Annotated in this window: 29 protein-coding genes; 14 read left to right on the top strand and 15 right to left on the bottom strand. The window is 67.7% G+C overall.

What is annotated here, in order from left to right; translation table 11 throughout:
* Positions 1-25 precede the first annotated feature (25 nt).
* Together dmeF and ruvB are read right to left on the bottom strand one after the other, a co-directional pair.
* Positions 26-967 (bottom strand): CDF family Co(II)/Ni(II) efflux transporter DmeF, encoded by a 942-nt coding sequence (dmeF, locus tag ACSQ86_RS04920; protein WP_436302876.1) that lies wholly within the window; start codon positions 965-967, stop codon positions 26-28.
* A 12-nt stretch (positions 968-979) separates the two neighbouring features.
* Complete coding sequence (ruvB, locus tag ACSQ86_RS04915) at positions 980-2,035, bottom strand: Holliday junction branch migration DNA helicase RuvB (RefSeq protein WP_093109533.1); 1,056 nt, start codon at positions 2,033-2,035, stop codon at positions 980-982.
* Positions 2,036-2,150: 115 nt separating this feature from the next.
* Here ruvB and ACSQ86_RS04910 point away from each other — a divergent pair, with 115 nt between their 5' ends.
* Genes ACSQ86_RS04910 through ACSQ86_RS04880 form a run of 7 tightly spaced genes read left to right on the top strand, consistent with a single transcriptional unit; the run spans position 2,151 to position 8,547 of the window.
* Positions 2,151-2,768: a CDP-alcohol phosphatidyltransferase family protein gene (locus ACSQ86_RS04910; protein ID WP_436302875.1), complete on the top strand. Its 618-nt coding sequence runs from the start codon at positions 2,151-2,153 to the stop codon at positions 2,766-2,768.
* Positions 2,769-2,782: 14 nt separating this feature from the next.
* Entirely contained in the window at positions 2,783-4,543 is a 1,761-nt protein-coding gene (locus tag ACSQ86_RS04905) for a bifunctional alpha/beta hydrolase/class I SAM-dependent methyltransferase (protein ID WP_436302874.1), read from the top strand.
* The gene (locus ACSQ86_RS04900) at positions 4,540-5,874 is read left to right on the top strand and encodes a phosphatase PAP2/dual specificity phosphatase family protein (RefSeq protein WP_436293772.1); all 1,335 of its coding nucleotides are present in this window, start codon (positions 4,540-4,542) and stop codon (positions 5,872-5,874) included. Before ACSQ86_RS04905 ends, ACSQ86_RS04900 begins: the two co-directional genes overlap by 4 nt.
* Positions 5,867-6,304: a hypothetical protein gene (locus ACSQ86_RS04895; RefSeq protein WP_093109529.1), complete on the top strand. Its 438-nt coding sequence runs from the start codon at positions 5,867-5,869 to the stop codon at positions 6,302-6,304. The genes ACSQ86_RS04900 and ACSQ86_RS04895 overlap by 8 nt, the downstream gene beginning before the upstream one ends.
* 28 nt (positions 6,305-6,332) lie before the next feature.
* Positions 6,333-7,022 (top strand): lysophospholipid acyltransferase family protein, encoded by a 690-nt coding sequence (locus ACSQ86_RS04890; RefSeq protein ID WP_436302873.1) that lies wholly within the window; start codon positions 6,333-6,335, stop codon positions 7,020-7,022.
* Positions 7,019-7,972, top strand: coding sequence for a phosphatidate cytidylyltransferase (locus tag ACSQ86_RS04885; protein WP_436302872.1), 954 nt, complete (start codon positions 7,019-7,021; stop codon positions 7,970-7,972). Before ACSQ86_RS04890 ends, ACSQ86_RS04885 begins: the two co-directional genes overlap by 4 nt.
* Entirely contained in the window at positions 7,969-8,547 is a 579-nt protein-coding gene (locus tag ACSQ86_RS04880; protein WP_093109526.1) for a YdeI/OmpD-associated family protein, read from the top strand. The genes ACSQ86_RS04885 and ACSQ86_RS04880 overlap by 4 nt, the downstream gene beginning before the upstream one ends.
* A gap of 3 nt (positions 8,548-8,550) precedes the next feature.
* On the opposite strand, the gene ruvA is transcribed toward ACSQ86_RS04880, so the two are convergent.
* Positions 8,551-9,126, bottom strand: coding sequence for a Holliday junction branch migration protein RuvA (gene ruvA / locus ACSQ86_RS04875; protein WP_436302871.1), 576 nt, complete (start codon positions 9,124-9,126; stop codon positions 8,551-8,553).
* 32 nt (positions 9,127-9,158) lie between these two features.
* Here ruvA and ACSQ86_RS04870 point away from each other — a divergent pair, with 32 nt between their 5' ends.
* Together ACSQ86_RS04870 and ybeY are read left to right on the top strand one after the other, a co-directional pair.
* The gene (locus ACSQ86_RS04870) at positions 9,159-10,106 is read left to right on the top strand and encodes a PhoH family protein (protein ID WP_436302870.1); all 948 of its coding nucleotides are present in this window, start codon (positions 9,159-9,161) and stop codon (positions 10,104-10,106) included.
* 1 nt (position 10,107) lies between these two features.
* Positions 10,108-10,560, top strand: a complete 453-nt coding sequence (gene ybeY, locus ACSQ86_RS04865) for an rRNA maturation RNase YbeY (RefSeq protein WP_093109523.1) — start codon at positions 10,108-10,110, stop codon at positions 10,558-10,560.
* A gap of 3 nt (positions 10,561-10,563) precedes the next feature.
* Here ybeY and dtd read toward each other — a convergent pair whose 3' ends face one another.
* Together dtd and ACSQ86_RS04855 are read right to left on the bottom strand one after the other, a co-directional pair.
* A complete protein-coding gene (gene dtd / locus ACSQ86_RS04860) occupies positions 10,564-11,007 on the bottom strand; it encodes a D-aminoacyl-tRNA deacylase (protein ID WP_093109522.1) in 444 nt (147 codons plus the stop codon).
* Positions 11,004-11,960 carry a cation diffusion facilitator family transporter gene (locus ACSQ86_RS04855; RefSeq protein ID WP_093109521.1) on the bottom strand — a complete coding sequence of 319 codons (957 nt, stop codon included), beginning with the start codon at positions 11,958-11,960 and terminating at the stop codon, positions 11,004-11,006. Before ACSQ86_RS04855 ends, dtd begins: the two co-directional genes overlap by 4 nt.
* Positions 11,961-12,053: 93 nt before the next feature.
* On the opposite strand from ACSQ86_RS04855, the gene ACSQ86_RS04850 reads away from it, so the two are divergent.
* The gene (locus tag ACSQ86_RS04850; RefSeq protein ID WP_436293776.1) at positions 12,054-12,518 is read left to right on the top strand and encodes a FecR family protein; all 465 of its coding nucleotides are present in this window, start codon (positions 12,054-12,056) and stop codon (positions 12,516-12,518) included.
* Positions 12,515-12,823, top strand: a complete 309-nt coding sequence (locus ACSQ86_RS04845; RefSeq protein ID WP_212733689.1) for a hypothetical protein — start codon at positions 12,515-12,517, stop codon at positions 12,821-12,823. The genes ACSQ86_RS04850 and ACSQ86_RS04845 overlap by 4 nt, the downstream gene beginning before the upstream one ends.
* 45 nt (positions 12,824-12,868) lie before the next feature.
* On the opposite strand, the gene tyrS is transcribed toward ACSQ86_RS04845, so the two are convergent.
* Positions 12,869-14,101 (bottom strand): tyrosine--tRNA ligase, encoded by a 1,233-nt coding sequence (gene tyrS, locus ACSQ86_RS04840; RefSeq protein ID WP_436302869.1) that lies wholly within the window; start codon positions 14,099-14,101, stop codon positions 12,869-12,871.
* Between the two features lie 159 nt (positions 14,102-14,260).
* Here tyrS and ACSQ86_RS04835 point away from each other — a divergent pair, with 159 nt between their 5' ends.
* Both ACSQ86_RS04835 and ACSQ86_RS04830 read left to right on the top strand, forming a co-directional pair.
* Positions 14,261-15,610, top strand: coding sequence for a peptidoglycan DD-metalloendopeptidase family protein (locus ACSQ86_RS04835; RefSeq protein ID WP_436302868.1), 1,350 nt, complete (start codon positions 14,261-14,263; stop codon positions 15,608-15,610).
* Between the two features lie 19 nt (positions 15,611-15,629).
* A complete protein-coding gene (locus ACSQ86_RS04830) occupies positions 15,630-16,745 on the top strand; it encodes an anhydro-N-acetylmuramic acid kinase (protein ID WP_436302867.1) in 1,116 nt (371 codons plus the stop codon).
* A gap of 66 nt (positions 16,746-16,811) precedes the next feature.
* Here ACSQ86_RS04830 and erpA read toward each other — a convergent pair whose 3' ends face one another.
* The 5 genes from erpA to ACSQ86_RS04805 all read right to left on the bottom strand — a co-directional run bounded on the left by erpA (position 16,812) and on the right by ACSQ86_RS04805 (position 20,166).
* On the bottom strand, positions 16,812-17,177 hold the full coding sequence (gene erpA, locus ACSQ86_RS04825) for an iron-sulfur cluster insertion protein ErpA (RefSeq protein WP_019656358.1): 366 nt from the start codon (positions 17,175-17,177) through the stop codon (positions 16,812-16,814).
* 118 nt (positions 17,178-17,295) lie between these two features.
* On the bottom strand, positions 17,296-17,688 hold the full coding sequence (gene rpsI / locus ACSQ86_RS04820) for a 30S ribosomal protein S9 (protein WP_093109516.1): 393 nt from the start codon (positions 17,686-17,688) through the stop codon (positions 17,296-17,298).
* Between the two features lie 12 nt (positions 17,689-17,700).
* The gene (rplM, locus tag ACSQ86_RS04815) at positions 17,701-18,132 is read right to left on the bottom strand and encodes a 50S ribosomal protein L13 (protein WP_028249522.1); all 432 of its coding nucleotides are present in this window, start codon (positions 18,130-18,132) and stop codon (positions 17,701-17,703) included.
* Positions 18,133-18,304: 172 nt separating this feature from the next.
* Positions 18,305-19,537: a S1C family serine protease gene (locus ACSQ86_RS04810; protein ID WP_436308551.1), complete on the bottom strand. Its 1,233-nt coding sequence runs from the start codon at positions 19,535-19,537 to the stop codon at positions 18,305-18,307.
* An 8-nt stretch (positions 19,538-19,545) separates the two neighbouring features.
* Positions 19,546-20,166, bottom strand: a complete 621-nt coding sequence (locus tag ACSQ86_RS04805) for a hypothetical protein (protein WP_436308550.1) — start codon at positions 20,164-20,166, stop codon at positions 19,546-19,548.
* A gap of 114 nt (positions 20,167-20,280) precedes the next feature.
* Between ACSQ86_RS04805 and ACSQ86_RS04800 the strand changes: the two genes are divergently transcribed.
* On the top strand, positions 20,281-21,180 hold the full coding sequence (locus ACSQ86_RS04800; protein ID WP_436293781.1) for a 23S rRNA (adenine(2030)-N(6))-methyltransferase RlmJ: 900 nt from the start codon (positions 20,281-20,283) through the stop codon (positions 21,178-21,180).
* A gap of 20 nt (positions 21,181-21,200) precedes the next feature.
* Here ACSQ86_RS04800 and ACSQ86_RS04795 read toward each other — a convergent pair whose 3' ends face one another.
* From ACSQ86_RS04795 to ahcY, 4 genes are read right to left on the bottom strand one after another with little or no spacing between them, the layout of a single operon-like run.
* The gene (locus ACSQ86_RS04795; RefSeq protein WP_436302863.1) at positions 21,201-21,878 is read right to left on the bottom strand and encodes a septal ring lytic transglycosylase RlpA family protein; all 678 of its coding nucleotides are present in this window, start codon (positions 21,876-21,878) and stop codon (positions 21,201-21,203) included.
* The gene (gene metF / locus ACSQ86_RS04790) at positions 21,875-22,708 is read right to left on the bottom strand and encodes a methylenetetrahydrofolate reductase [NAD(P)H] (RefSeq protein WP_093109604.1); all 834 of its coding nucleotides are present in this window, start codon (positions 22,706-22,708) and stop codon (positions 21,875-21,877) included. The genes ACSQ86_RS04795 and metF overlap by 4 nt, the downstream gene beginning before the upstream one ends.
* The gene (locus tag ACSQ86_RS04785; protein WP_436302862.1) at positions 22,686-23,483 is read right to left on the bottom strand and encodes a TlyA family RNA methyltransferase; all 798 of its coding nucleotides are present in this window, start codon (positions 23,481-23,483) and stop codon (positions 22,686-22,688) included. The genes metF and ACSQ86_RS04785 overlap by 23 nt, the downstream gene beginning before the upstream one ends.
* 9 nt (positions 23,484-23,492) lie before the next feature.
* Positions 23,493-24,920 (bottom strand): adenosylhomocysteinase, encoded by a 1,428-nt coding sequence (gene ahcY, locus ACSQ86_RS04780; RefSeq protein WP_093109511.1) that lies wholly within the window; start codon positions 24,918-24,920, stop codon positions 23,493-23,495.
* Positions 24,921-24,953: the final 33 nt, after the last annotated feature.

The following is a 24,953-nucleotide window of genomic DNA, read 5'->3' as shown; positions in this document are numbered from 1 at the left end:
GTGCAAATGCGCCACGGCGGCGCTGTCATCCGGCCGCGCAGCGGTGAATCTCGATGGTCGAGTGCCTGATTTCTTCGTGCATCGAAAAGGTCGCACGAACGTCATCGGGCGTCAGTGTTGACGAATGCGTGACAACGCTCAATGCGCACGCATAGGCGCCCTGGCCGACGCGCCACACGTGCAGATCGGCCACGCGCGTTTCCGAATCCGCCAAGCCCTGCTCCACGCCCTCGCGGATCTCATCGACCACCGGATGGTCCATCTCGCGGTCGAGCAGCACCTTGCCGGTTTCGACAAGCAATCCCCGCGCCCAGCTCGCGACCAGCACGGCACCGACGATGCCCATCAGCGGATCGAGCCAGGCCCAGCCGTAGAGCCAGCCGCCGGCGAGCGCGACGATGGCGAGCACCGAGGTCGCGGCGTCGGCCACGACGTGCAGGTAGGCGGAGCGCAGGTTCAGGTCATGGCCGTGATCGTGCGCGTGGTCGTGATGGGCGTGGTCGTGGTGGTGATGCGCACCACCGAGCAGCCGCGCGCAAAGCAGGTTGACCAGCAGCCCCAGCACGGCCACGACGATCGCTTCCTTGTAGTGGATCGCAACGGGCGACCACAGCCGCTCGAGCGAACCCACCACCATCAGCACCGCGACGCCGAGCAGGAACAGCGCGCTCGCAAAGCCACCCAGCACTTCGATCTTCCAGGTACCGAAGGCGAAGCGCCGGTCGCCGGCATAGCGCCGCGCCGCCGCATAGGCGAAGGCGCTGAGCCCGATGGCCACGGCGTGCGAACTCATGTGCCAGCCGTCGGCCAAGAGCGCCATCGAGTTGAACCACCAGCCGGCGCCGATTTCCAGCAGCATGGCGGCGGCCGTGATCCACATCACGAGCCGCGTGCTGCGTTCGGCGGCATGGCTGTCGCCCTGGAATCGGTGTTCGTGCTGCCACCCGCTGAGATCGTGCGTATGCATGAAAAAAGACCCTCAGTTGCCGAACATGTCGCCGTCGCGCTGCGGCGCCGCGACGCCCAGATGCCGGTACGCGGCCAGCGTGGCGATGCGCCCGCGCGGCGTGCGCTGCAGGTAGCCCTGCTGGATCAGGTAGGGCTCGATCACGTCCTCGATGGTGCCGGCCTCCTCGCCGATGCTGGCCGCGATGTTGTCCAGCCCGACCGGGCCGCCGTCGAAGCGGTGGATGACCGCCTCCAGCAGCTTGCGGTCCATCAGGTCGAAGCCCTGCGGGTCGACATCGAGCATGGCCAGCGCCTTGTGGGCCAGGTCTTCGGTGATGCGCCCGTCGCCCTTGACCTGCGCATAATCGCGCACGCGGCGCAGCAGGCGGTTGGCGATGCGCGGCGTGCCGCGCGAGCGGCGTGCGATCTCGAGGCCGCCGGCCTCGTCCATCGGCACGGCCAGCAAACCGGCGCTGCGGCGCACGATGCGCGCCAGTTCCTCGGCCGTGTAGAACTCCAGCCGCGCGACGATGCCGAAGCGATCGCGCAGCGGATTGGTCAGCATGCCGGCGCGCGTGGTGGCGCCGACCAGAGTGAAGGGCTGCAGGTCGAGCTTGATGCTGCGCGCCGCCGGGCCCTCGCCGATCATGATGTCGATCTGGTAGTCCTCCAGCGCCGGGTAGAGGATTTCCTCGACCACCGGCGAGAGGCGGTGAATCTCGTCGATGAAGAGCACGTCGTTGCGCTCGAGGTTGGTGAGGAGCGCCGCCAGATCCTTGGGCTTCTCGAGCACCGGGCCCGAGGTCTGGCGCAGGTTCACGCCGAGCTCGGCCGCGATGATGTGAGAGAGCGTGGTCTTGCCGAGGCCCGGCGGGCCGAAGAGCAGCACGTGGTCGAGCGCCTCGGCGCGGTGGCGGGCGGCGCCGATGAAGATCTCGAGCTGCTCGCGCACCTTGGCCTGGCCGACGTACTCGTCGAGCAACTTGGGCCGCAGGGCGCGCTCGATCGCCTCTTCGTTGGGCGAGGCGGGCGCGGCGGAGACCACGCGTTGCGGGGCCGGAGCGAAATCGTCGGTCTGGATGGTCATGGGCGGTAGGCTGAAGGAACAGTTTAGTCGGCCGAACGGCCATCCGAGTGCAGCACCGGGGCCTCCGAGACGGATGCCTCGTGCAGAATGCGCGACCGAGGAGGGTACGAGAAGCGTGTCGATCTACGAACTGAAGCCGCGATTCCAGGCCCTGCTGCGGCCGCTGGTCGTGCGCCTGCACGCCATGGGCGTCACGGCCAACCAGGTCACCGTGGCGGCCTGCGCGATCTCGGTCGCGCTCGGCCTCTGGCTCTTCTTCGCCGCGCCCTCTCCGGCCTCTTTCGCGCTGATCCCGCTCTGGATGTTCCTGCGCATGGCCTTCAACGCGATCGACGGCATGCTGGCGCGCGAGCACAACCAGCAGAGCGCGCTCGGCGCCTTTCTCAACGAGCTGACCGACGTGCTCTCCGATGCGGCGCTCTACCTGCCCTTCGCGCTGGTCGCACCGTTCAGCCCCTTCTGGGTCGGCGTCGTGATCGTGCTGGCGGGCTTGAGCGAGTTCACCGGCGCGCTGGGCCCGACGGTGGGCGCCTCGCGCCGCTACGACGGTCCGCTCGGCAAGAGCGACCGGGCCTTCGTGTTCGGTGCGCTCGGCCTCTACATCGCGCTCGGCGGCCCGCTGCCGGTATGGAGTGCATGGCTCATGCCGATCGTCGCGGTGCTGGTGGCCTGGACCATCGTCAACCGCATCCGCCGCGCGCTGGCCGAAGCCGGCGCCGCAACCCGCACCTGAGACGAGAAATCCGAATGACCGACGCCCGCGTGCCACACGAACACCACTTCAGCACCCACGACGACGTGTCGCTGTTCTATCGGCACTGGCCGGCGACGGGCAGCGCGCGGCGCGGCGCCATCGTGCTGTTCCACCGCGGCCACGAGCACGGCGCACGCATGGCGCATTTGGTCGACGAGCTCGATCTGCCCGACTTCGATTTCTTCGCCTGGGATGCGCGCGGCCACGGCAAGTCCCCGGGCCAGCGCGGCTACAGCCCGAGCTTCGCGACCTCGGTGCGCGACGTGCAGACCTTCGTCCAGCACATCGCCAGCGCGCATGGCGTGCCGCCCGAGGACATCCACGTGATCGCGCAGAGCGTGGGCGCGGTGCTGGTCGCGACCTGGGCGCACGACTATGCGCCCCGGGTGCGCGGGCTCACGCTGGCTTCGCCGGCCTTCAAGGTCAAGCTTTACGTCCCCCTCGCGCGGGCCGGCCTCGGGCTCATGCACAAGCTGCGCGGGCTGTTCTTCGTCAACAGCTACGTGAAGGCGAAGTTCCTCACGCACGACCCCGAACGCATCGCGAGCTACGAAAGCGATCCGCTGATCTCGCGGCCGATCGCGGTCAACATCCTGCTGGGCCTTTACGAGGCGGCCGATCGCGTGGTGGCGGATGCCAATGCGATCACGCTGCCCGTGCATCTGCTGATCTCCGGCGCCGACTGGGTGGTGCATCACAAGCCGCAGCACCTGTTCTTCGATCGGCTCGGTAGCGCGATCAAGACCAAGTTGGAATTGCCCGGCTTCTTCCACGACACGCTGGGCGAGAAAGACCGCGCGCCCGCGGTGCAGGCGATCCGCGAATTCATCCTGCGCCTGTTTGACGAGGCGCCGCAACCCGTCGACCTGCGCTCGGCCCACCTGAGCGGCGAGACCGCCGATGAATCGCGCGCGCTCGCCGAGCCGCTGCCCGCCCTGTCGCCGCGCGGAGCCTACTGGGCGATCACCCGTGGAAGCCTGCGCTTCGGCGGCCTGCTGTCGCGCGGCGTGAAGCTGGGGCACGAGACGGGTTTCGATTCGGGCAGCACGCTCGACTATGTCTACCTCAACGAGCCCCGAGGCGCCGGGCCGATCGGTCGCTCCATCGACAGAACCTACTTGAATTCCATCGGCTGGCGCGGCATCCGGCAGCGCAAGGTCCATGTCGAAGAGCTGCTCCGCGAAGCGATGGAACGACTGGCCGAGCAGCACCGCGAAGTGCGCCTGATGGACATTGCCGCCGGCCACGGCCGCTACGTGCTCGACGCGGTGCAGGCCAGTCCGGTCAAGGCCGGCTCGATCCTCTTGCGCGACTACAGCGACATCAACGTGCACGACGGCCGCGCGCTGATCGCCGAGAAGGGCCTGGAAGATGTCGCGCAGTTCGTCCAGGCCGATGCCTTCGACCGCCTGAGTCTCGCGAGCGTGGTGCCGCGGCCCACGCTGGCGGTGGTCTCGGGCCTCTACGAACTCTTCCCCGACAACGAGATGGTGAGCCGCTCGCTGGCCGGCGTCGGCGACGCGGTGGAAGACGGCGGCTACCTGGTCTACACAGGCCAGCCATGGCACCCCCAACTGGAGATGATCGCGCGCGCCCTCACCAGCCACCGCCAGGGCGATGCTTGGGTCATGCGACGCCGCACGCAGGCCGAGATGGACCAGCTGGTCGAAGCGGCAGGCTTTCGCAAGATCGACCAGCGCATCGACGAATGGGGCATCTTCACGGTCTCGCTGGCCGTACGCACCGGTCCATGAAACCCTCGCGCGGACCACGGCCCTGGAAGCGCGCCGCCGCCTGGCTGGCGCTGCTCGGTCCGCTGTTCTATGCCACCTACGGCTTCGCCAACTGGTGGGCCGCAACACGCGCGCATGTGCCGGTGCTGGTGTTCGAGTGGGAGCGGGGCGTGCCCTTCTGGCCCTGGACCATCTTTCCGTACTGGACCATCAATGCCTTCTATGCGCTGTCGCTCTTTCTCGCGAGCGACCGCCATACGCTGGATCGACATGCAGCGCGGCTGCTGACAGCGCAGGTTCTTGCGGTCAGCTGCTTCATCCTCTGGCCGCTGCGCTTCAGCTTCGGCCAGCCGGCGGTCGAGGGCGCGCCGGCCTTCCTGTTCGACGCGCTGCGCGGCTTCGACCAGCCCTTCAACCAGGCGCCCTCCTTGCACATCGCGCTGGCGGTGATCCTGTGGGACTGGTACCGGCGCCTGATCCATGCGCGCTGGGCACGCGCGCTGCTGCATGTCTGGGCCTTTGCGATCTGCGCCTCGGTGCTCACCACCTGGCAGCACCACTTCATCGACATTCCGACCGGTGCGCTGCTGGGCCTGGTCTGCGTCTGGCTCTGGCCCCTCGAACGCGTGCTGGCGATGCCGCGCGCCTGGCGGCTCGCGCGCGGCCCGCAACGCTGGAAGCTGGCCGGCTTCTATGCCGCGGGTGCGCTGCTCTTCTTCGCCGCGGCGCTCGGCCTGCGCGGTGCCGCGCTCTGGCTGATGTGGCCGGCCTTGTCGCTCGCGCTGGTGGCGCTGAACTACGCAGGCCTGGACGCGCGCGGCTTCCAGATGGACCACCACGGCCGCATGCACTGGGCCGCGCGCTGGCTGTTCGCGCCCTACCGCCTGGGCGCCGTCGTCAACGCGTGGCTCTGGACACGGCGGCTGCCTGCCTCGGTCGAAGTGGCGCCGGGCCTGCGCCTCGGCCGCCTGCCGACACGCGCCGAGTGGGAGGCCGCGGGACGGCCGCGGCTTCTGAGCCTCTGTGCCGAACTGCAGACGCTGCCGGTGCCCGGCGCGCGCTGCGTGCCGATGCTCGATCTCACGGTACCGACGGCACTGCGGCTGCAACGCGCCGTCGCCGTCATCGAGGGCCAGCGCCGCAGCGGTCAGGCGGTGTGGGTCTGCTGCGCGCTCGGCTTCTCGCGCAGCGCGGCCTCGGTGATCGGCTGGCTCGGCGTTCACGGCGCCGCCGGCACCATGGCGCTCGCGCACGATGCGGTGCGCCGCGCGCGCCCGCAGATCGTGCTGCGCCCGGCCTGGCTCGCCGCGCTCGATCAACTGGCCACCTCGGGAAAGACACGCGATGAATGACGACAACGACCGCGCACTGTGCACGGCCACGGCCGGATTGCTGCGCGCCAGCGACGCGCTCGCCTTTTGGGGCCTTGCCCTTTCCTTCATCTCTGGTCTGGTGCTGGCTCTGACGGGGCGCTCGCTGGGCTCGGCCGCCTGGATCGCCTACGCGGCCGTCGCGTTGATCGGACTGCCGGAGCGCTACCTCGCGCTGCGCCTGCGGTTCGACGCAACCCTGTTCGACGGGCTCGCGACAGCGACGATCGCGTCGCTGCCCTCGATGGACCGCGCGCTCGAACAGCTCGGCCTGCGGCGCGGTGGCGACGGCTCGCGCCCGCTGACCGATCGCGTGCTCGGCACTCGCCAACTGGTGCAGCGCCACGGCATCGCGGTCATCGCGCAGACCATCGTCTTCGCGATGGCGCTCGCGATGCAGGACTGGCGCTGAGGCCACGCATGAATCCCGAGGAGTTGTCATGAGTTCTTCCGAATCGGGCGGGCTGCGCAAGGCGGCGGCCGTCGTCTCGGCCTGGCTGATCGTCGTCTTCGCCAAGCTCCTGACCGGCGTGCGCGCCATCTGGGCCGGCACCAGCCCGAAGGCCGAGCAGACGCTCTACTTCGCCAACCACACCAGCCATGGCGACTTCGTGCTGCTGTGGGCCACGCTGCCGCCGGACCTGCGCGCGCTCACACGGCCGGTGGCCGGGCAGGATTACTGGGACGCCTCGCCGCTGCGCCGCTTCATCGGCCGCGACGTGTTCAACGCACTGATGATCCGCCGCGACGGCAGCGCCGCCGGCAGCGAAGCGGCCAACCCGGTCGACCAGATGACTGAGGCGCTGCGCTCGGGCGACTCGCTGATCATGTTTCCCGAAGGCACGCGCAACATCGGCGAGGAGGTGCTGCTGCCGCTCAAGAGCGGGCTCTACCACCTGGCCCGCGCCTGTCCTCAGGTGCGGCTGGTGCCGGTTTGGATCGAAAACCTCAAGCGCGTGCTGCCCAAGGGCACGCTGGTGCCGATTCCGCTCGCCTGTAGCGTGCGCTACGGCACGCCGATCAGCCTGGCCGAAGACGAAGACAAGAACGCGTTCATCGCGCGGGCGCGCGCGGCAATGCTCGATCTGCGGCCCGAGTACGACCGCGCGGAAGAGATCTCGCCATCATGAACATCTCTGCCTCCACCGGGACCACGCTCACGCTCTTCGGCGGCGTCGCCGGCGTGCTGATCCTCGCCTCGGCCATCGGCGCGCTGCTCAAGTGGCGCGTGGCGCAGGGCCAGCCCCATTCGGTGATCGACAACCTGAACTCGCGCGTCAACGCATGGTGGGTGATGGTCGCGGTGATCGGCATCGCTTTCGCGTTCGGCAAGGGCGGCGTGATCCTGCTGTTCTACCTGATCTCGTTCTACGCGCTGCGCGAATTCATGAGCCTGGCCTATACGCGGCGCGGCGACCACCATGCGATCGCGCTCGCCTTCTTCGTCGCGCTGCCGGTGCAGTACTTCCTGATCTGGATCGAGTGGTACGGGCTCTACTCGATCTTCATCCCGGTCTACGCCTTCCTGGTGCTGCCGATCCTCGCCGCGGTCGGCGGCGACACCAAGCGCTTCCTCGAGCGCACGTCCAAGGTGCAGTGGGGGCTGATGGTCTGCGTGTTCTGCATCAGCCACGTGCCGGCGCTGCTGACCTTGCAGATCCCCGGCTTCGAAGGCCGCAACCTGCTGTTGATCGCCTTCCTCGTGATCGTGGTGCAGGGCAGCGACGTTCTGCAGTACGTCTGGGGCAAGCTTTTCGGCCGGCGCAAGGTGGCGCCTGAGCTCTCGCCCTCGAAAACCTGGGAAGGCCTGATCGGCGGCGTGGCCAGCGCCACCGCGCTCGGCGCCGCGCTCTACTGGGCCACGCCCTTCAATGCCTGGCAGGCGGCGCTGATGGCGCTGACCATCTGCGTGATGGGCTTCTTCGGCGGCCTGGTGATGTCGGCCATCAAGCGCGACCGCGGCGTGAAGGACTGGGGCACGATGATCGAAGGGCACGGCGGCATGCTCGACCGGCTCGACTCGGTGATCTTCGCGGCGCCGATCTACTTCCACGCACTGCGCTACTGGTGGGTTCCATGACGGCATCCGAAGAGGCGTCACTATTTTTCGAGACTGCGGCGCAATGGAAGAAGTGGCTCGCCACCCATCACGCCACATCGGCGGGCGTGTGGCTGCGCCTCGCGAAGAAGGACAGCAGCGAGCGCTCGGTGAGCTATGCCGAAGCGGTCGAGGAAGCGCTTTGCCAGGGTTGGATCGATGGCCGGAAGAAGGCCGATGACGACAGCTTCTGGCTGCAGCGCTTCACGCCGAGGTCGGCCAGGAGCGTCTGGTCGAAGATCAATCGCGACAAGGCCATGACGCTGGTGAAGGAGAAGCGCATGCGGCCGGCCGGCAAGGCGCAGATCGATCGGGCGAAGAAGGACGGTCGCTGGGAAGCGGCCTACGACGGCGCACGCACGTCCGCCATCCCGCCCGATCTGAAGGCCGCGCTCGACGCCGATCGCCACGCGGCCGCCTTCTTCGAGACGCTGGATGCCGCCAACCGCTATGCAATTCTGTGGCGCCTACAGACTGCCAAGAAAGCAGAGACGCGCGAACGCCGACTCGCGCAGTTCGTGGCGATGCTGGCGCGCCACGAGAAGATCCACGCCTGAACGCTACTTCGCCAGCGCCTTCAGCGCCAGCTTGATTCCTTCGCCCACCGCCACATCCTTCGGCAAGGCCTTGAGCGAGGCGGCGGCCTCCTTGTCGCTGTAGCCCAGCGCGACCAGCGCTTGCAGGATGTCGGCCTGCGCATCGGTCCTCGCCGCATGCGCAGGCGCGCCGATGTCGGCGCCCAGCTTGCCCTTGAGTTCGAGCAAGAGCCGCTCGGCGGTCTTCTTGCCGATGCCGGGAATCTTCACCAGCCGCCCCGCGTCCTGCAGGGTGATGGCCTGCGCGAGCTCGGCGACGCTGAGGCCGGACAGCACGCCCAGCGCCATGCGCGGTCCGACACCCGAGATCTTGATGAGCTGGCGAAAAGTGGCGCGCTCGTCGGCGCTGCCGAAGCCGTAGAGCACCTGCGCATCCTCGCGCACCACGAAATGCGTGAGCAGCGAAACGCGTTCGCCGGTGGAAGGCAGGTTGTAGAAGGTGCTCATCGGCACGTCGACCTCGTAGCCGACGCCGTTGCAGTCCACCACCACCTGCGGCGGATTGCGTTCGGCCAGGATGCCGGTGAGTTTGCCTATCATGGGTGCCCTTCTCGCTTTGAAATGAAATCCGCGTGATTCTGCGACACACCTTCGCCCCGCCCAACAACACGCGCCTGGGGCACCTCTGCGGGCCGCTCGACGCGCACCTGCGGCGTATCGAGGAGGCGCTCAATGTCAAGATCGCGCACCGGCACGAGCAGTTCAAGATCGAGGGGCCCAAGCTCAACGCACAGCGCGCGATGGACGTGCTGCAGGCGCTCTACGAGATCGCCCAGCGCCCGATCGATGCGGCGGTGGTGCAGCTCACGGTGGCGGGCGACAGCTCGATGACCGAGGCCGACGACGGCGCGGTGACGCTGGCCACGCGCCGCGCCGACCTGCGTGCGCGCACGCCCAACCAGAGCGTCTACCTCGACAACATCGCCAACCACGACATCACGATCGGCATCGGCCCCGCCGGCACCGGCAAGACCTACCTCGCCGTGGCTTGCGCGGTCGATGCGCTGGAGCGCAGCGCGGTGCAGCGCATCGTGCTCACGCGGCCGGCGGTGGAGGCCGGCGAACGGCTCGGCTTTTTGCCCGGCGACCTCACGCAGAAGGTCGACCCCTACCTGCGGCCCTTGTACGACGCGCTCTACGACCTGATGGGTTTCGATCGCGTGCAGAAGGCCTTCGAGCGCAACACGCTGGAGATCGCGCCGCTTGCCTTCATGCGCGGCCGCACGCTCAACAATGCCTTCGTGATCCTCGACGAGGCGCAGAACACCACGCCCGAGCAGATGAAGATGTTCCTGACGCGCATCGGCTTCGGCGCCAAGGCGGTGGTGACCGGTGACGTGAGCCAGATCGACCTGCCCAAGGAGCAACTGAGTGGCCTGATCGATGCCGAACGCGTGCTCAGGCGCGTCAACGGCATCGCCATCACGCACTTCACCAGCGCCGACGTGGTGCGGCATCCGCTGGTGGCGCGGATCGTCGATGCCTACGACGGTGCGCGCAAGCGCGCTGCGAGCCGCTGAGATGGCGCTCGCCGCCTTGTCGCTGTCGCTGCAGTTCGCGCGCTTTCGCGACGCGGCGCGCCACCGCGCCGCGCTGCCGCGCCACCAGGTCGCGCGCTGGATCCGCCATGCGCTCGATGCCGACGGCGAGATCACCGTGCGCATCGTCGATGCCGAGGAAGGCCAGCAGCTCAACCGCGAATTCCGCGGCAAGGACTACGCGACCAACGTGCTGACCTTCGACTATGCGCAAAGCCCGGTCGTGATGGCGGACCTGGTGCTCTGCGCGCCGGTGGTTGCGCGTGAAGCGAAGGAACAGCGCAAGACACTGGCCGCGCACTATGCGCACCTGCTGGTGCACGGCACGCTGCATGCGCAGGGCTGGGACCACGAGACTGGCGAGGCCGACGCCGAGGCGATGGAGGCGCGAGAGATCGAGATCCTCGCGCGGCTCGGCATCAAGAACCCCTACTGAAGCTCACGGCGATATCTGCAGCGGAATCGTGACCGGCCCGTCGTTCACCAGCCGCACCTGCATGTCGGCGCCGAACTCGCCGGTGGCCACCACCGGATGCGCGTCGCGCGCCCGAGCCACGAAGTACTCGTAGAGCCGGCGCCCCTCGTCGGGCGGCGCCGCCTGCGTGAAGCTCGGGCGGTTGCCGCCGCTCACATCGGCCGCCAGCGTGAACTGGCTCACCACCAGCAGGCCGCCGCCGATGTCCTGCACGCTGCGGTTCATCTTGCCGGCCTCGTCCGAGAAGATGCGCAGCTTCAGGATCTTCGCGAGCAGGCGATCGGCCAAGGCATCGCCGTCGCCGCGCTCCGCGCAGAGCAGCACGAGCAGGCCGGCATCGATGGCGCCGACGGTGCGGCCGCCGATGTCGACGCGCGCTTCGGCCACGCGCTGGAGCAGCGCCTTCATGCGTCGTCCTCGATCTGCGTGGCGCGCGCTTCCATGCCCAGCGGCAGCAGCTGGATGGTCACGCGCAGGCCGGGCACCGCGTCCATCAGCGCCTGCTCGAGCGCATCGCGCAAGGCCGCTGCGCGCTCGAGCGACCAGTCGCCGGGCACGTGCATGTGCAGGTCGGCAAAGCGGCGCTGGCCGGCACGGCGCGTCGCGATGTCGTCGAAGCGAAGCTGCGCGCCCTCGGGCACGCTGGCGGCAAAGCTTTCCAGCGTGGCGTGCAGCAGCGCCTGCGACGCGGGGTCGAGCGCCTCGTCCATCAGCCCCTGCGACGAACGCCACACCAGTTTCACCCCTTCGCGCGCGATGTTCAGCGCCACGCCGATCGCGAGCAGCGGATCGAGCCAGAGCCAGCCCGTGAGGCCGACCGCGGCGATGCCGATCACGACCGCGGCCGAGGTCCAGACATCGGCCAGCAGGTGCCTCCCATCGGCCTCCAGTGCGATGGAGCGGTGCACGCGCGCCGCGCGAAACAGCGCGAAAGCCAATGCGGCATTGAAGCCCGAACTGAGGATCGACAGCGCCAGGCCCCAGCCCAGCTTGTCCAGCGGCTCGGGCGAGAGCAGCCGCAGCACCGCCGCCCAGAGGATGGCGATGGCCGCGCCGATGATCAGGATGCCTTCGAAGCCCGACGAGAAATATTCGGCCTTGTGATGGCCATAGGGATGGTCTTCGTCGGCCGGCCGCGCGGCGATCGTGACCATCGCGAGCGCGAACATCGCGCTGGCCAGGTTCACGAAGGACTCCATGGCGTCCGAGATCAGGCCCATGGAGTTCGTCAGCCAGCCGGCCGCACCCTTGAGCACGATCGTGATCAGCGCGACGGCGATCGAGGCGCGCAGCAGCAACTGCGGGCTCAACGCGGCCGGAGACGAAGAACGGTCGGTGGTGGACAAGGGAAAACGAGACATCGCCGCAGAAAGGTGGCGAATTATCGTGGCACGGCCGCGGTGCTCGCCCTCGCTTACCATGTGCAGGAACAAGAAACCCGGACAGGAGTGCTCATGAAGAAACGCTTGGCCATGAGCTTGTGCGGTCTGCTTCTGCTCGCCAGCGCCGGCGCTCTGGCCCAGGCGCCGGCCGCGGAGCATGCCGGCATCCTGAAGTCGGTGCGCGGCAGCGTTCAGCTTCTCAACACCGACGGCACCGCGCGTCCGGCGCACGCCGGCGACGCTATCGCACCGATCGACCGCATCGTCACCGAGGCCGACTCGGCCGCCAGCCTGGTGCTGCGCGACGGCACGACGATGGTGGTGGGGCCCTCATCGCGGCTCGACCTCAAGCAGTTCCATTTCGATCCGGCCACGCGCGACGGCGGCTTGCTGGTTTCGCTGCTCCGCGGATCGCTGCGCATGGTGACCGGCCTGATCGGCAAGACCCAGCCCGACGCCGTGCGGATCGAGACGCAGACCGCCACCATCGGCATCCGCGGCACGGACTTCATCGTGCAGGCGGACGCGCAGCAGTGAACACGTCTCGCCTTTTCTCCGGGCTTGTCGTTGCCGTCCTGTCGGCTACGCTGCTGGCGGCCTGCTCCAGCACATCACCCTCGTCCTCGTCCACGCGGGTTGTGTTGTTGCCGCAAGCCGACGGCAGCTCGTCGGCCCTGGTCGTGCGCAGCAACAATGACTTCGAAGAGACGCTCTCGAAACCTTATCAGCGCGCCACGACCGCCACGCGTGGCGCGCCGGTGGTCGATCAGGCCGATCCGGCCCGGGTGCAAGCCGAACACAAGTTGCTCTTCGAGCTGCTGCCACCCCCGGTCCCGCACTAAACGGCGTATTTCAGGTCCCCAGTGCGCTGAAGAACAGGCTCCGGCTCAGCTCAAGCTGACGCGCGCGAATTTGCGCTTGCCGACCTGCACGACATAGCTGCCCGCCGCCAGCTTGAGCCCTTTGTCGCTCACCACGCTCGAATCGACCCGCACGCCGCCGCCATCGATGAGCCGGTTGCCTTCGGAGGTCGAGGCCGCCAGCCCCGCCTGCTTGAGCACCTGGGCGATGCCCAGCGGCGCGCCCGAGAGCGCCACCTCCGGAATCTCGTCCGGCACGCCGCCCTTGCTGCGGTTGATGAAATCCTGCTCGGCCGCCTCGGCCGCCGCCTGGCTGTGGAAGCGCGCCGTGATCTCCTTGGCGAGCGCGACCTTGGCATCCTTCGGATTGCGGCCGCCCTCGACCTCGGCCTTGAGCGCCGCGATCTCGGCCAGCGAGCGGAAGCTCAGCAAGGTGTACCAGCGCCACATCAGCGTGTCCGAGATCGACAGCACCTTGGCGAACATGGTGTTGGCGTCCTCGCTGATGCCGATGTAGTTGTTCTTGCTCTTCGACATCTTCTCGACGCCATCGAGCCCCTCCAGCAGCGGCATAGTGAGTATGCACTGCGGCTCTTGGCCGTATTCTTGTTGGAGATGTCTGCCGACCAGTAGATTGAACTTCTGGTCGGTGCCGCCCAGTTCGAGGTCGGACTTGAGCGCCACCGAGTCGTAGCCCTGCATCAGCGGATAGAGGAACTCATGCACCGAGATCGACTGGCCGGCCTTGAAGCGCTTGCTGAAGTCGTCGCGCTCCATCATCCGCGCCACGGTGTACTTGGCCGCCAGCTGGATCATCCCGCGCGCACCCAGCGGGTCGCTCCACTCGGAGTTGTAACGAATTTCGGTCTTCGAGGGGTCCAGCACCAGGCTGGCCTGCCGGTAGTAGGTCTGGGCGTTGGCCTCGATCTGCTCGCGCGTGAGCGGCGGCCGGGTGCTGTTGCGGCCGGAGGGGTCGCCGATGGTGGTGGTGAAGTCGCCGATCAGGAAGATCACGGTGTGGCCGAGGTCCTGCAGCTGGCGCATCTTGTTGAGCACCACCGTGTGGCCAATATGGATGTCGGGCGCCGTCGGGTCCAGGCCCAGCTTGATCCGCAACGGCTTGCCGGTCGCCTCGGCGCGCTGGAGCTTCTTCACCCACTCATCCTGGGGCAGCAATTCGTCGACCCCACGAAGTGAAACTTCAAGGGCGCGTCCTACACCATCGGACAGGCTTGCGGTTGTAACAAAATCGGGGTTCATGGCGCTTTTTGGCTGATTTGACTATGGCCGAAGCTATACTCAGCCCGACTTTTCAAGCGCCGGATTCTAAGCGGCGCTTTTTTTTCCGCACCGTCCTGCCGCCCGTCCGACACGGTCTTTGCAGCGCGGATTTGCTGAACCTGAGCTGGAATTCGAAGTTTGATCAACGGCATTCTTGCCGCCGAGGAGGCGCTTGCTTCCCGCGTGGCCTATACATTCCGGACGTACCCGAGGCAGATCACGGCGGCCATCGCCGCGCTGCTGCTGTCCGCCGGCGGCGGTGCCTTCGCCGTTGCCTCGCTCGGCCCCGATGCGTCCGAGCTACCCGTCAAGCAAGTGTTCGAAGCCGTCACCCCACGCTCCTTCGCCGACCAGGTGGAAGCGCTCGATACCCACGGTTTCACGCTGTTCCGTACCGAAATCACCCGTTCGAGCGACACGGCCGAAGCGCTGCTGCGCCGACTGGGCATCGACGACGCCGCAGCAGCCGCCTTCGTGCGCGGCAATGCCGAGGCTCGCATGGCCCTGTTCAGCCGCGTCGGCCGCACCGTGACCGCCGAGGCCACGCAAGAAAACACCTTGCAAAAACTCAGCGCCCGCTGGATTCCCGACGGCGACGGCGGCTTCAAGCGCCTGGTGGTCGAAAAGATCGGCGCCGGCTACCGCGTGCGCACCGAAACCGACGCCCTGACCCCAGGCAGCCGGCTGGCCAGCGGCATCGTTCGCAGCTCGCTCTTTGCGGCCACCGACGATGCACGCATCCCCGATTCCGTGGCGAGCCAGCTGGCCGACATCTTCTCGGGCGACGTCGATTTCCGCTCGCTGCGCAAGGGCGACCGCTTTGCCGTCGTCTACGAAACCTTCGATGCCGACGGGCAGACGCTGCGCAGCGGCCGTGTGCTGTCGGCCGAGTTCGAGAGCAACGGCAAGCTGCACCAGGCATTGTGGTTCCAGGAGCCCGGGCAAAAGGGCGGTTACTACCGTCCCAACGGCGAGAGCCTGCGTCGCGCGTACCTGAACTCGCCGGTCGAGTTCTCTCGCGTGTCGAGCGGCTTCGCGATGCGCATGCACCCCATCCTCAACAGCTGGCGCCAGCACAACGGCATCGACTATGCCGCGCCCACCGGGACGACCGTGCGCAGCGTGGGCGACGGCACGGTGGAATTCGCAGGCACGCAGAGCGGCTACGGCAACATCGTGATCGTGAATCACCGCAACCACCAGCAGACGGCCTATGCGCATCTGAGCCGCATCGACGTCAAGGTCGGCCAGAGCCTGAGCCAGGGCCAGACCGTTGGCGCGGTCGGCTCCACCGGCTGGGCCACCGGTCCGCACCTGCACTTCGAGTTCCGGGTGAATGGCGAATACCAGGATCCGGCCACCATCGCCCAGCAGGATGGCGGCGTGCCGATCAGCGCGGCGGCGCGGCCGGCCTTCGAGCGCCTTGCCGGCGCTACGCGCACGGAACTGGCTGCCGCCTTCTCGGTCGTCCAGGCCAGCGCAGACTAGGCGTTTTTCGCTCCCGGCGATGGCTGAAGAGCTCTTCATCGGCCTGATGTCCGGCACTTCGCTCGACGGTGTCGACGGCGTCCTGGCCGACTTTTCGGAAGGACGCATCGCAGTGCGGGCACACGCCACCGCCAGCTTTCCCGTTTCTCTGCGCGCCGAGCTGGAGGCGCTCAATGCGCTGGGCGGCGACAACGAATTGCACCGAGCCGCACTGGCCGGCAATGAGCTCGCAAGGATTTACGCGAGCGTGGTGCAGCAGCTGCTGGCCGATACCGGCACCACCGCCGAGGCCGTGACGGCCATCGGTGCGCACGGCCAGACGGTGCGCCACCGGCCGGGCGAGTTCGACGACGTCGGCTACACGTTGCAGATCAACAATCCCTCGCTGATCGCGGAGCTCACGGGCATCCGGGTGGTGGCCGATTTCCGCAGCCGCGACCTCGCAGCCGGTGGCCAGGGCGCGCCGCTGGTGCCCGCTTTTCATCGGGCGCTGTTCGCGCGCGACGACCAGGCCGTCGCCGTGCTGAACATCGGCGGAATCTCCAATCTGAGCCTGCTGCCGGCCGGCAGCGGCACGGTGCTCGGCTTCGATTGCGGGCCGGGCAACGCGCTGCTCGACCACTGGTGCCAGAGCCACAACGGCCAGCCCTTCGATCATGCCGGCCAGTGGGCTGCCAGCGGCCGGGTGCTGCCCGACCTGCTCTCGCGTCTTCGGTCCGACGCCTACTTCGCCAAGGCGCCGCCCAAGAGTACCGGGCGGGACCTGTTCAACCCGACCTGGCTGGCCTCGCATCTGGGCACCTCGGCGGCCGTGCCGGCCGACGTGCAGGCGACCCTGGCCGAGCTGACCGCTACGGTCTGCGCCGCGGATCTGCAGCGCCATGGCGCCGGCAGCGAGCTGCTGATCGTCTGCGGTGGGGGCGCGCTCAATCACCACCTCCTGGCCCGCCTGCAGGCGCTGCTGCCCACCGTGAAGGTGGTCTCCTCGGCCGACCGCGGCCTGCCGCCCCAGCAGGTCGAGGCTGCGGCCTTTGCCTGGCTGGCGCGCAGCACGATGCGCGGCGAATCGGGCAACCTCGCCAGCGTGACCGGCGCCCGCGGCGCACGCGTGCTCGGCGCCATCTACCCGGCCTGAAGGCCTGGAAAACCTCGGGCAGCAAAAAGCCGCCCGAAGGCGGCTCTTTGGCGGAGGGTTACTGCATCAGGCCGAGAAGCTCGATCCGCAGCCGCAGGTGCTGGTGGCGTTCGGGTTCTTGATCACGAACTGGGCGCCCTGCAGATCTTCCTTGTAGTCGATCTCGGCACCGACCAGGTACTGGTAGCTCATGGCGTCGATCAGGAGCGACACGCCGTTCTTGGTCATGGTCGTGTCGTCCTCGTTGGTGATTTCATCGAAGGTGAAACCGTACTGGAAGCCGGAGCAGCCGCCGCCCTGCACGAACACGCGCAGCTTGAGGTCGGGGTTGCCCTCTTCTGCGATCAGGTCAGCCACCTTGGCGGCCGCACTGTCCGTGAAGATGATCGGCTCGGGCATCTGGGTCTGGATGTTTTCGGCAACGGCACTCATGTGGGAGAACTCCTGTGGAGGCCGAACGTGCGGCCAATGAGAGTGATGCTACTGCAATCAGCAAAAAGCCGCCCGAAGGCGGCTCTTTGACAGTGCGAGCGATAAGCCCAAAAGGCGATCAGCGCTTCGAGAACTGCTTGCGGCGGCGTGCGGAATGCAGACCGACCTTCTTGCGCTCGACTTCACGCGCATCGCGCGTCACGAAGCCGGCCTGGCTCAACACCGGCTTGAGCGTCGCGTCGTAGTCGATCAGCGCACGGGTGATGCCGTGGCGCGTCGCGCCGGCCTGGCCCGATTCGCCGCCGCCCGCCACGTTGACCATGATGTCGAAGGTTTCGACGTTGTTGGTCAAGAAGAGCGGTTGCTTGGCGATCATGATCGAGGTTTCGCGGCCAAAGAAATCCTGGATGTCTTTGCCGTTGACCGTGATCTTGCCGGTGCCTTTTTTCAGAAACACGCGGGCGACGCTCGATTTGCGACGGCCGGTGCCATTGTTCCATTCACCAATCATTCTCAAGGCTCCTTACAGTTCCAGCACTTTGGGCTGTTGGGCGGTATGCGGGTGCTCTGCGCCGCCGTACACCTTGAGTTTCTTGATCATTGCGTAGCCGAGCGGGCCCTTGGGCAGCATGCCCTTGACGGCCTTTTCCAGGGCGCGGCCCGGATGCTTGGCTTGCATGTCGCGGAAGTTGGTGGCCGTGATGCCGCCCGGGTAGCCCGAGTGGCGGTAGTACACCTTGTCAAGCGGCTTGGCGCCGGTGACGCGCAGCTGGGCTGCGTTGATGATGACAATGAAGTCACCGGTATCGACGTGAGGCGTGTAAATGGCCTTGTGTTTGCCGCGCAAACGGAGAGCAACTTCGCTGGCTACTCGTCCGAGGACCTTGTCGGTCGCGTCAATCACAAACCACTCGTGCGTCACGTCAGCGGGCTTGGCGCTGAACGTTTTGGTCATGAGTTTTCCTGCAAAGGAAGGTTTGGCGGGCCCTTTTCCACGGTCGGCGTTCCTCTGGCGGGAATCTCTTAGGTGGGGTTTTGAAGCTTCGCCGCGGGGCCACAAAAGCGCTGCGAAGCCTGCAATTATACGAAGAATCGAGCCAGCCGGGCAAATCCGGGGCCCCGGCGCCCTAGCGAATCACGCGAACGAGTTCGATCGATTCGCTCGTGCTGCTCGAATTGCCGCGCCGATGCTGAGCCTCGAAGCGCACGACGCGGCCCAGCTCGCGGGCGTACCAGGCCGTGGCCTCGAACGGCGTCCCGACCAGGGAGGCGCCGGTGCCGTACGAGGCATAGATCCATCCCGTGTACGCGATCTGGACGGCCCGGACTTCCGTTCCGTCCACGCGCATCGATCGTTCGCCGACGACGACGGCATCCAGTTCGTGCCGCCACTTCTCGCCCGTGGTCGCGACATAGTCTAGGTGCCAGCGCATGCCTGGCTTGATGTCCTTGCGACCCCATCCGCCCGGCGGCGAAGACGAATCGAAGTACCCGCCGGCCGGAGAAGCGACTGTCACAACCCGTCCGTCCGCCTTCTCGATCCGGCCGCCCATGTTGAAGAACAGTTCGTCGCCCGTGATGCGATCCAGCCGGTAGACGACCGAAGCACGGTTTCCGGTCAGTCGGTCCGTGCGTACATATTCGAGCGCATTGCCGGGACGAAGGGGATCGGTCAACCCGCGCGGGCCCATCGCGCCGTCGCCGCCCTCGGCGCGGCGCGCCATCGCAGCCTGCGCCCGGGCGGGGATTTCCGCGACGAAGTCGGCCGGCACCGCGAAGTTGAGGCTGCCGGCTTCGCGCACGCCGAAAGTCGTGACGCCGACCAGGCGCCCCTCGCTGTCGAACAACCCACCGCCGCTCGAGCCGGGAGAGACCGGCGCTGTGGTCTGCAGCAAGCGGGCGTCGGCAGCATCGCCGCCGCGCAGGCCCGACAGGATCCCCTCGCCGAGGGTGTTCTCGAAGCCGCGCGGGCTGCCGATGGCATACACCCGCTGTCCCACGCGCGCCGCGCCGGCCGGTGCGATCTGCAGCGGCGCCACGCGGAAGTTGGCCACCTTGATCTGGCACAAGTCCCGCTCGACGTCCGGATATTCGAGCGTCGCGCCGTAGGTGACGTTGTCTTGCCGAATCACGAAGCTGCTCGCCTTGGCCAGTACGTGGCAATTGGTGACCAGGCGGCCGGGCGCGACCACCACAGCGCTGCCGCCGCGCAGCGGGCGCTCCTGGGCATCGAAGGTGCGCACGGTCCAGACGCCGGGCGAGACTTTTTCGAACAGCGCGTCGGGTTCCAGCGCCTGCGCGCCGCCGGTGGCCAAGCCGCCTGCGATGAGCAGCGAGGTCCAGCGCAACGAATTCTTCATTGCCATCGTCATGGCTTGGCCGGCAGCAAGGCGTTGAGGTCGTCCATCGAGACCCGTGCAGCGGATGCGGGAACCGCACCAGCCGGCTCGGGCGCCGCCGGGCGAGCGCCTTGGGCGCTGCTGCCGCCGGGATCCTTCTTTGCCACCACAGTGCCGGTCACGGGGGGCTTGACAGCGGCAAGCGGGGTCGTCGTGCCCACGGTCACCCCCGCCACGGGCTGGTCGCCCTGCTGCGTGCTGCGGTCGAAGGTGCGCTCCTCGCCGAAGACGAGTTGCATCCAGCTCGGATAGTTGAAACCCGAGCCGGTCCCCACATCGATCGCGGCGCCGATTGCACCGCCGATGAGGACGTTGCCCACCATGCCCGCATTCACGCGTGAAACGGCCGATCCGACGGCTGGCGCCTGTCCCGCCTGCGTGCAGTGGATCGAAAGATTGCCGCCCGAGCGCCGCACGGGCACGCTCTGTCCGGACAGCCCGAGGGCCTCCCCCTTGTCGTTGGAAAGCCTGCATTCCGCGCCTTCGACCGTCTGTCCGCCCGGGGTGAGCGTCTCGATCTTCACGGTCTGCGTGGTGCCGTGCGTGACCGAGGCGCAGCCCGTCAAAATAGACAGAACGGCTGCGCCCACGCACAGGCCCCAGAATCGCCAGCTTGCTCCTCGCATCCTCGACCCCTCTTGTAATTCAATGTTACGGCGCGTGAGTCTAGCGTTCCCCCGTTCATCTTCCAGGCACTATTTCTCATGTTCAGCTACCGCCACGCCTTCCATGCCGGCAACCACGCCGACGTGCTCAAGCACACGGTGCTGATTGCCACGCTCGACCACCTGCTCGAAAAAGAGGCGGCCCTGACGGTGGTCGACACGCACGCAGGTGCCGGCCTCTACCGGCTCGACGGCGACTACGCGGGCACCAGCGGCGAGGCCGCCGAGGGCGTGCTGCGCCTCCTTTCGGAGGCGAAAGACGCGGCCGCGGCACCGCTGCCCGATGCGCTCGCGCGCTACCTCGAAGTGGTCCGCGACTTCAACCCCAAGGGCGGCGCGCGCATCTACCCCGGCTCGCCCTTCATCACGCACCACCTGCTGCGCGAGCACGACAAGCTCAAGCTCTTCGAGCTGCACCCGACCGATGCGCGCACCCTCGACGCCAACATCGCGCAGCTCGAGGCCGGGCGCCAGATCGCGGTGCTGCGCGACGACGGTTTCGGCAGCGCGACCAAGTTCCTGCCGCCGCCCTCGCGCCGCGCGCTGGTGCTGTGCGACCCGAGCTACGAGATCAAGAGCGACTATGCGCGCGTGCTCGATTTCGTGACCGCGGCGCTCAAGCGCTTCGCGACCGGCACCTATGCCGTGTGGTATCCGATCATTCCGCGGCCCGAGGCGCACGACCTGCCGCGCCGGCTCAAGACGCTGGCCACCAAGGCCGGCAAGTCCTGGCTGCATGCGACGCTGACGGTCAAGTCGAGCAAGATCGTCACCGACGCGTCGGGTGCCACGCACCGGCCGGGCCTGCCCGCGAGCGGCATGTTCCTGATCAATCCGCCCTACACGCTGAAGGCGCTGCTCGAGCCCGCGCTGCCGCAGATGGCGCAGCGCCTCGGCCAGGATCGCCACGCCGCCTCCTCGCTCGAGAGTGGCGGCTGAGCCGGCCGCCGCGGCGCGCTTCAGCGCCGCTGGCGCGGCGGCACTTCGCGGCTTCGTCTGGCCGCAGGAGGCTTCTTGGCAGGCGCTTCGGCAGCCGGCGCCACGTCCGCTGCCCCATTCGCCTCGACCACCGCGCCGGCACAGCGCGCGCCGTTCTTGTCCATGATCGACAACGCAACCTGCTTGATGCCCATCCCCAGCATGCCGATCGATTCGGCCGCGGCACGGCTCAGGTCGATGATGCGGCCCGAGGCATACGGCCCGCGGTCGTTGATGCGGACCAGCACCTCGCGCCCGTTCACCAGGCTGCGCACGCAGACGCGGGTGTTGAAGGGCAGCGTCTTGTGCGCGGCCGTCAGCTCCGTCATGTCGAAGCGCTCGCCGTTCGCGGTCTTGCGCTGGTGGAACTGGATGCCGTACCAGGAAGCGCCGCCGCGCTCGAAGATTTCGCGCGGGCCCGCGTCGCCCGGTGCGCCGTCGTCCGGCAATTCGTCGGCACCCGGCCCCGCGAGGTCATAGCGCGCCGAAGGCACCTGCGAACGCGGCGGCGCGCCGGGCGGCAGCGCGGGCTGCCGCGCCAGCGGCCGCAATCCCTGCGCGCCCTCGCCGGGCGAGGACGAGCGCGGCGTGGTGCAACCCGCCAGCCAGACGGCGGCGGCGACGAGCGCCAGCCGTCCGGCGAGGCGGCGCGACCTCATTCGTCCCAGCCCAGCCGCTCCAGCAACGCGAGCGTCGCCACCGACTGGTTCATCGTGTAGAAGTGCATCGCCGGCGCGCCGCCGCTGGCGAGGCGCGCGCAGAGCTCGGTCACCACGTCGAGACCGAAGGCCTTGATCGAGGCCATGTCGTCGCCGAAGCCCTGCAGCCGCAGCCGGATCCAGCGCGGGATCTCGGCGCCGCAGGCATCCGAGAAGCGCATCAGCTGGGTCGAGCTCGTGATCGGCATGATGCCTGGCACGATCGGCGCCGCGAGCCCCAGCTTGCGTGCCTCGTCGACGAAGCGGAAGTAGGCCTCGGGGCTGAAGAAGTACTGCGTGATCGCCGAGTCAGCGCCCGCATGCATCTTGGCCGCGAAGGCCTGCAGGTCCGCTTCGGGCGAGCGTGCCTGCGGATGCACTTCGGGATAGCAGGCGACCTCGATATGGAAATCGCGGCCGGTCTCTTCGCGGATGAAGGCGACGAGATCGCTCGCATAGTGGAACTCGCCGCCCATGCCGTAGCCGCTCGGCAGGTCGCCGCGCAGCGCGACCAGGCGCTTGACGCCCATGGCCTTGAGCTCCGCCAGCTGCTCGCGCACCGTGCTGCGGGTGGCGCCGATGCAGGAGAAATGGCAGGCGGCATCGACACCTTCGCCGAGGATCTCGCGCACCGTGCCGAAGGTGCCCTCGTGCGTCGAGCCGCCGGCGCCGTAGGTCACCGAGCAGAACTCGGGCTGCCGCACGTAGAGCTGCTGGCGCACGGTGCGCAGCTTGGCCGCGCCTTCGGGCGTCTTCGGCGGAAAGAATTCAAAGCTCAACGGAAGGCGCACGGCCGGCTCCTGGTTCGCCGTTCGCACGAACGGCATGGATGAAGAATTCGCGGTTGCCGTCGCCGCCAGTGATCGGGCTGTCGAACCACGCTGCAACGCGCAGGCCGAGCTCCGCGCACGCCGTGCGCAGGCGCTGTTCGACCACTGCAAAAAGCGCCGCATCGCGCACGATGCCGCCCTTGCCGACCTGTCCCGGCTGCAACTCGAATTGAGGCTTGACCAGCATCAGAAGTTCACCGGCCGGTGTGAGAAGCGGTATCAGCGCGGGCAGCACCAGCGTGAGCGAGATGAACGAGAGATCGCCGACGATCAGATCGAAATGCGTGTAGTCGGGCGAAGCATCGGCCCAGGCGGACGCGTCGAGCGTGCGCGCATTGACGCCTTCGACGGCGGTCACGCGCGCATCCTCGCGTATCCGTGCATGCAGCTGGCCATGGCCCACGTCCACACCCACCACATGCGCGGCGCCGCGCTGCAGCAGGCAGTCGGTGAAGCCGCCGGTCGACTGGCCGACGTCGAGGCAGCGCTTGCCCTGCACGTCGATGCCGCTCGCAGCGAGCGCGCCCTCGAGCTTGAGCCCGCCGCGCGAGACGTAGCGCGCCTCGGCCGCATCGACGAGCTCGAGTTCGGCCGTCTCCGGCACCTCGTCGCGGTTCTTGCCGACCACGCGCCAGGTCGTGCCGTCGCGCCAGCGCAGGCCGCCCGCGATCAGCCGCACGGCCTGCGAGCGCGAGGCGGCCAGGCCGCGTTCGACGAGCAACTGATCGGCGCGCACGCGCTCCGCTCAATAGCGGTAGGTGTCCGGCTTGTAAGGGCCGTTCTTGTTCACGCCGATGTAGGCGGCCTGTTCGTCGGTCAGCTCGGTCAGCATCGCGCCGACCTTCTTCAGGTGCAGGCGCGCCACCTTCTCGTCGAGGTGCTTGGGCAGCACGTAGACCTTGCCGGCCTGGTAGGCATCGGGCTTGGTGAAGAGCTCGATCTGGGCGATGGTCTGGTTGGCGAAGGACGAGGACATCACGAAGCTCGGATGGCCCGTGCCGCAGCCCAGGTTCACGAGGCGGCCCTTGGCCAGCAGAATGATCTTCTTGCCGTCCGGGAAGGTGATGTGGTCGACCTGCGGCTTGATCTCTTCCCACTCGTACTTCTCGAGCGAGGCGACGGCGATCTCGTTGTCGAAGTGGCCGATGTTGCAGACGATCGCCTGGTCCTTCATCGCGGCCATGTGCTCGTGGCGGATCACGTCGCGGTTGCCGGTGGTGGTCACGAAGATGTCGGCCTTGTCGGCGGCGTACTCCATGGTGACGACCTTGTAGCCTTCCATCGCGGCCTGCAGCGCGTTGATCGGGTCGATCTCGGTCACCCAAACCTGGGCGCTCAGCGCGCGCAGGGCCTGGGCCGAGCCCTTGCCCACGTCGCCGTAGCCGGCCACGCAGGCGACCTTGCCGGCGATCATCACGTCGGTGGCGCGCTTGATGCCGTCCACCAGCGATTCGCGGCAGCCGTAGAGGTTGTCGAACTTGCTCTTGGTCACCGAGTCGTTCACGTTGATGGCGCGGAACAGCAGCGTGCCCTTGGCGCTCATCTCGTTCAGGCGGTGCACGCCGGTGGTGGTCTCTTCGGTTACGCCGATGATCTCGGCCGACTTGCGCGTGTACCAGGTCGCGTCGACGGCCAGCTTGGCCTTGATCGCCGCGTAGAGGATGCGCTCCTCGTCGCTGGTCGGGTTGGCCAGCACGCTCTGGTCCTTCTCGGCCTTCTGGCCCAGGTGCATCAAGAGCGTGGCGTCGCCGCCGTCGTCAAGAATCATGTTCGGGCCTTCGCCGGCCGAGCCCTTGGGACCGAAGTCGAAGATGCGGTGGGTGTAGTCCCAGTAATCTTCGAGCGACTCGCCCTTGATCGCGAACACCGGCGTGTTGGTGGCCGCGATGGCGGCGGCGGCATGGTCTTGCGTCGAGAAGATGTTGCACGAGGCCCAGCGCACGGTGGCGCCCAGCGCCTGCAGGGTTTCGATCAGCACTGCGGTCTGGATCGTCATGTGCAGTGAGCCGGTGATGCGTGCGCCCTTCAGGGGCTGGCTCTTGGCGAATTCTTCGCGGATGGCCATCAGGCCGGGCATTTCGGTTTCCGCGATGCGGATTTCCTTGCGGCCCCAGGCGGCAAGGGAGATATCGGCGATGGCCTGGTCGGCGGTGGACTTGAGAACGGCGCTCATGTGGACTCCAAAACAAGTTTGAATGATGCCGCT

Source organism: Variovorax sp. LjRoot130 (assembly GCF_964253755.1).
Taxonomy (GTDB): Bacteria; Pseudomonadota; Gammaproteobacteria; order Burkholderiales; family Burkholderiaceae_C; genus Variovorax.
Note: the sequence above shows the minus strand (reverse complement) of the source record. Positions and strands in the feature narration are given on the sequence as shown.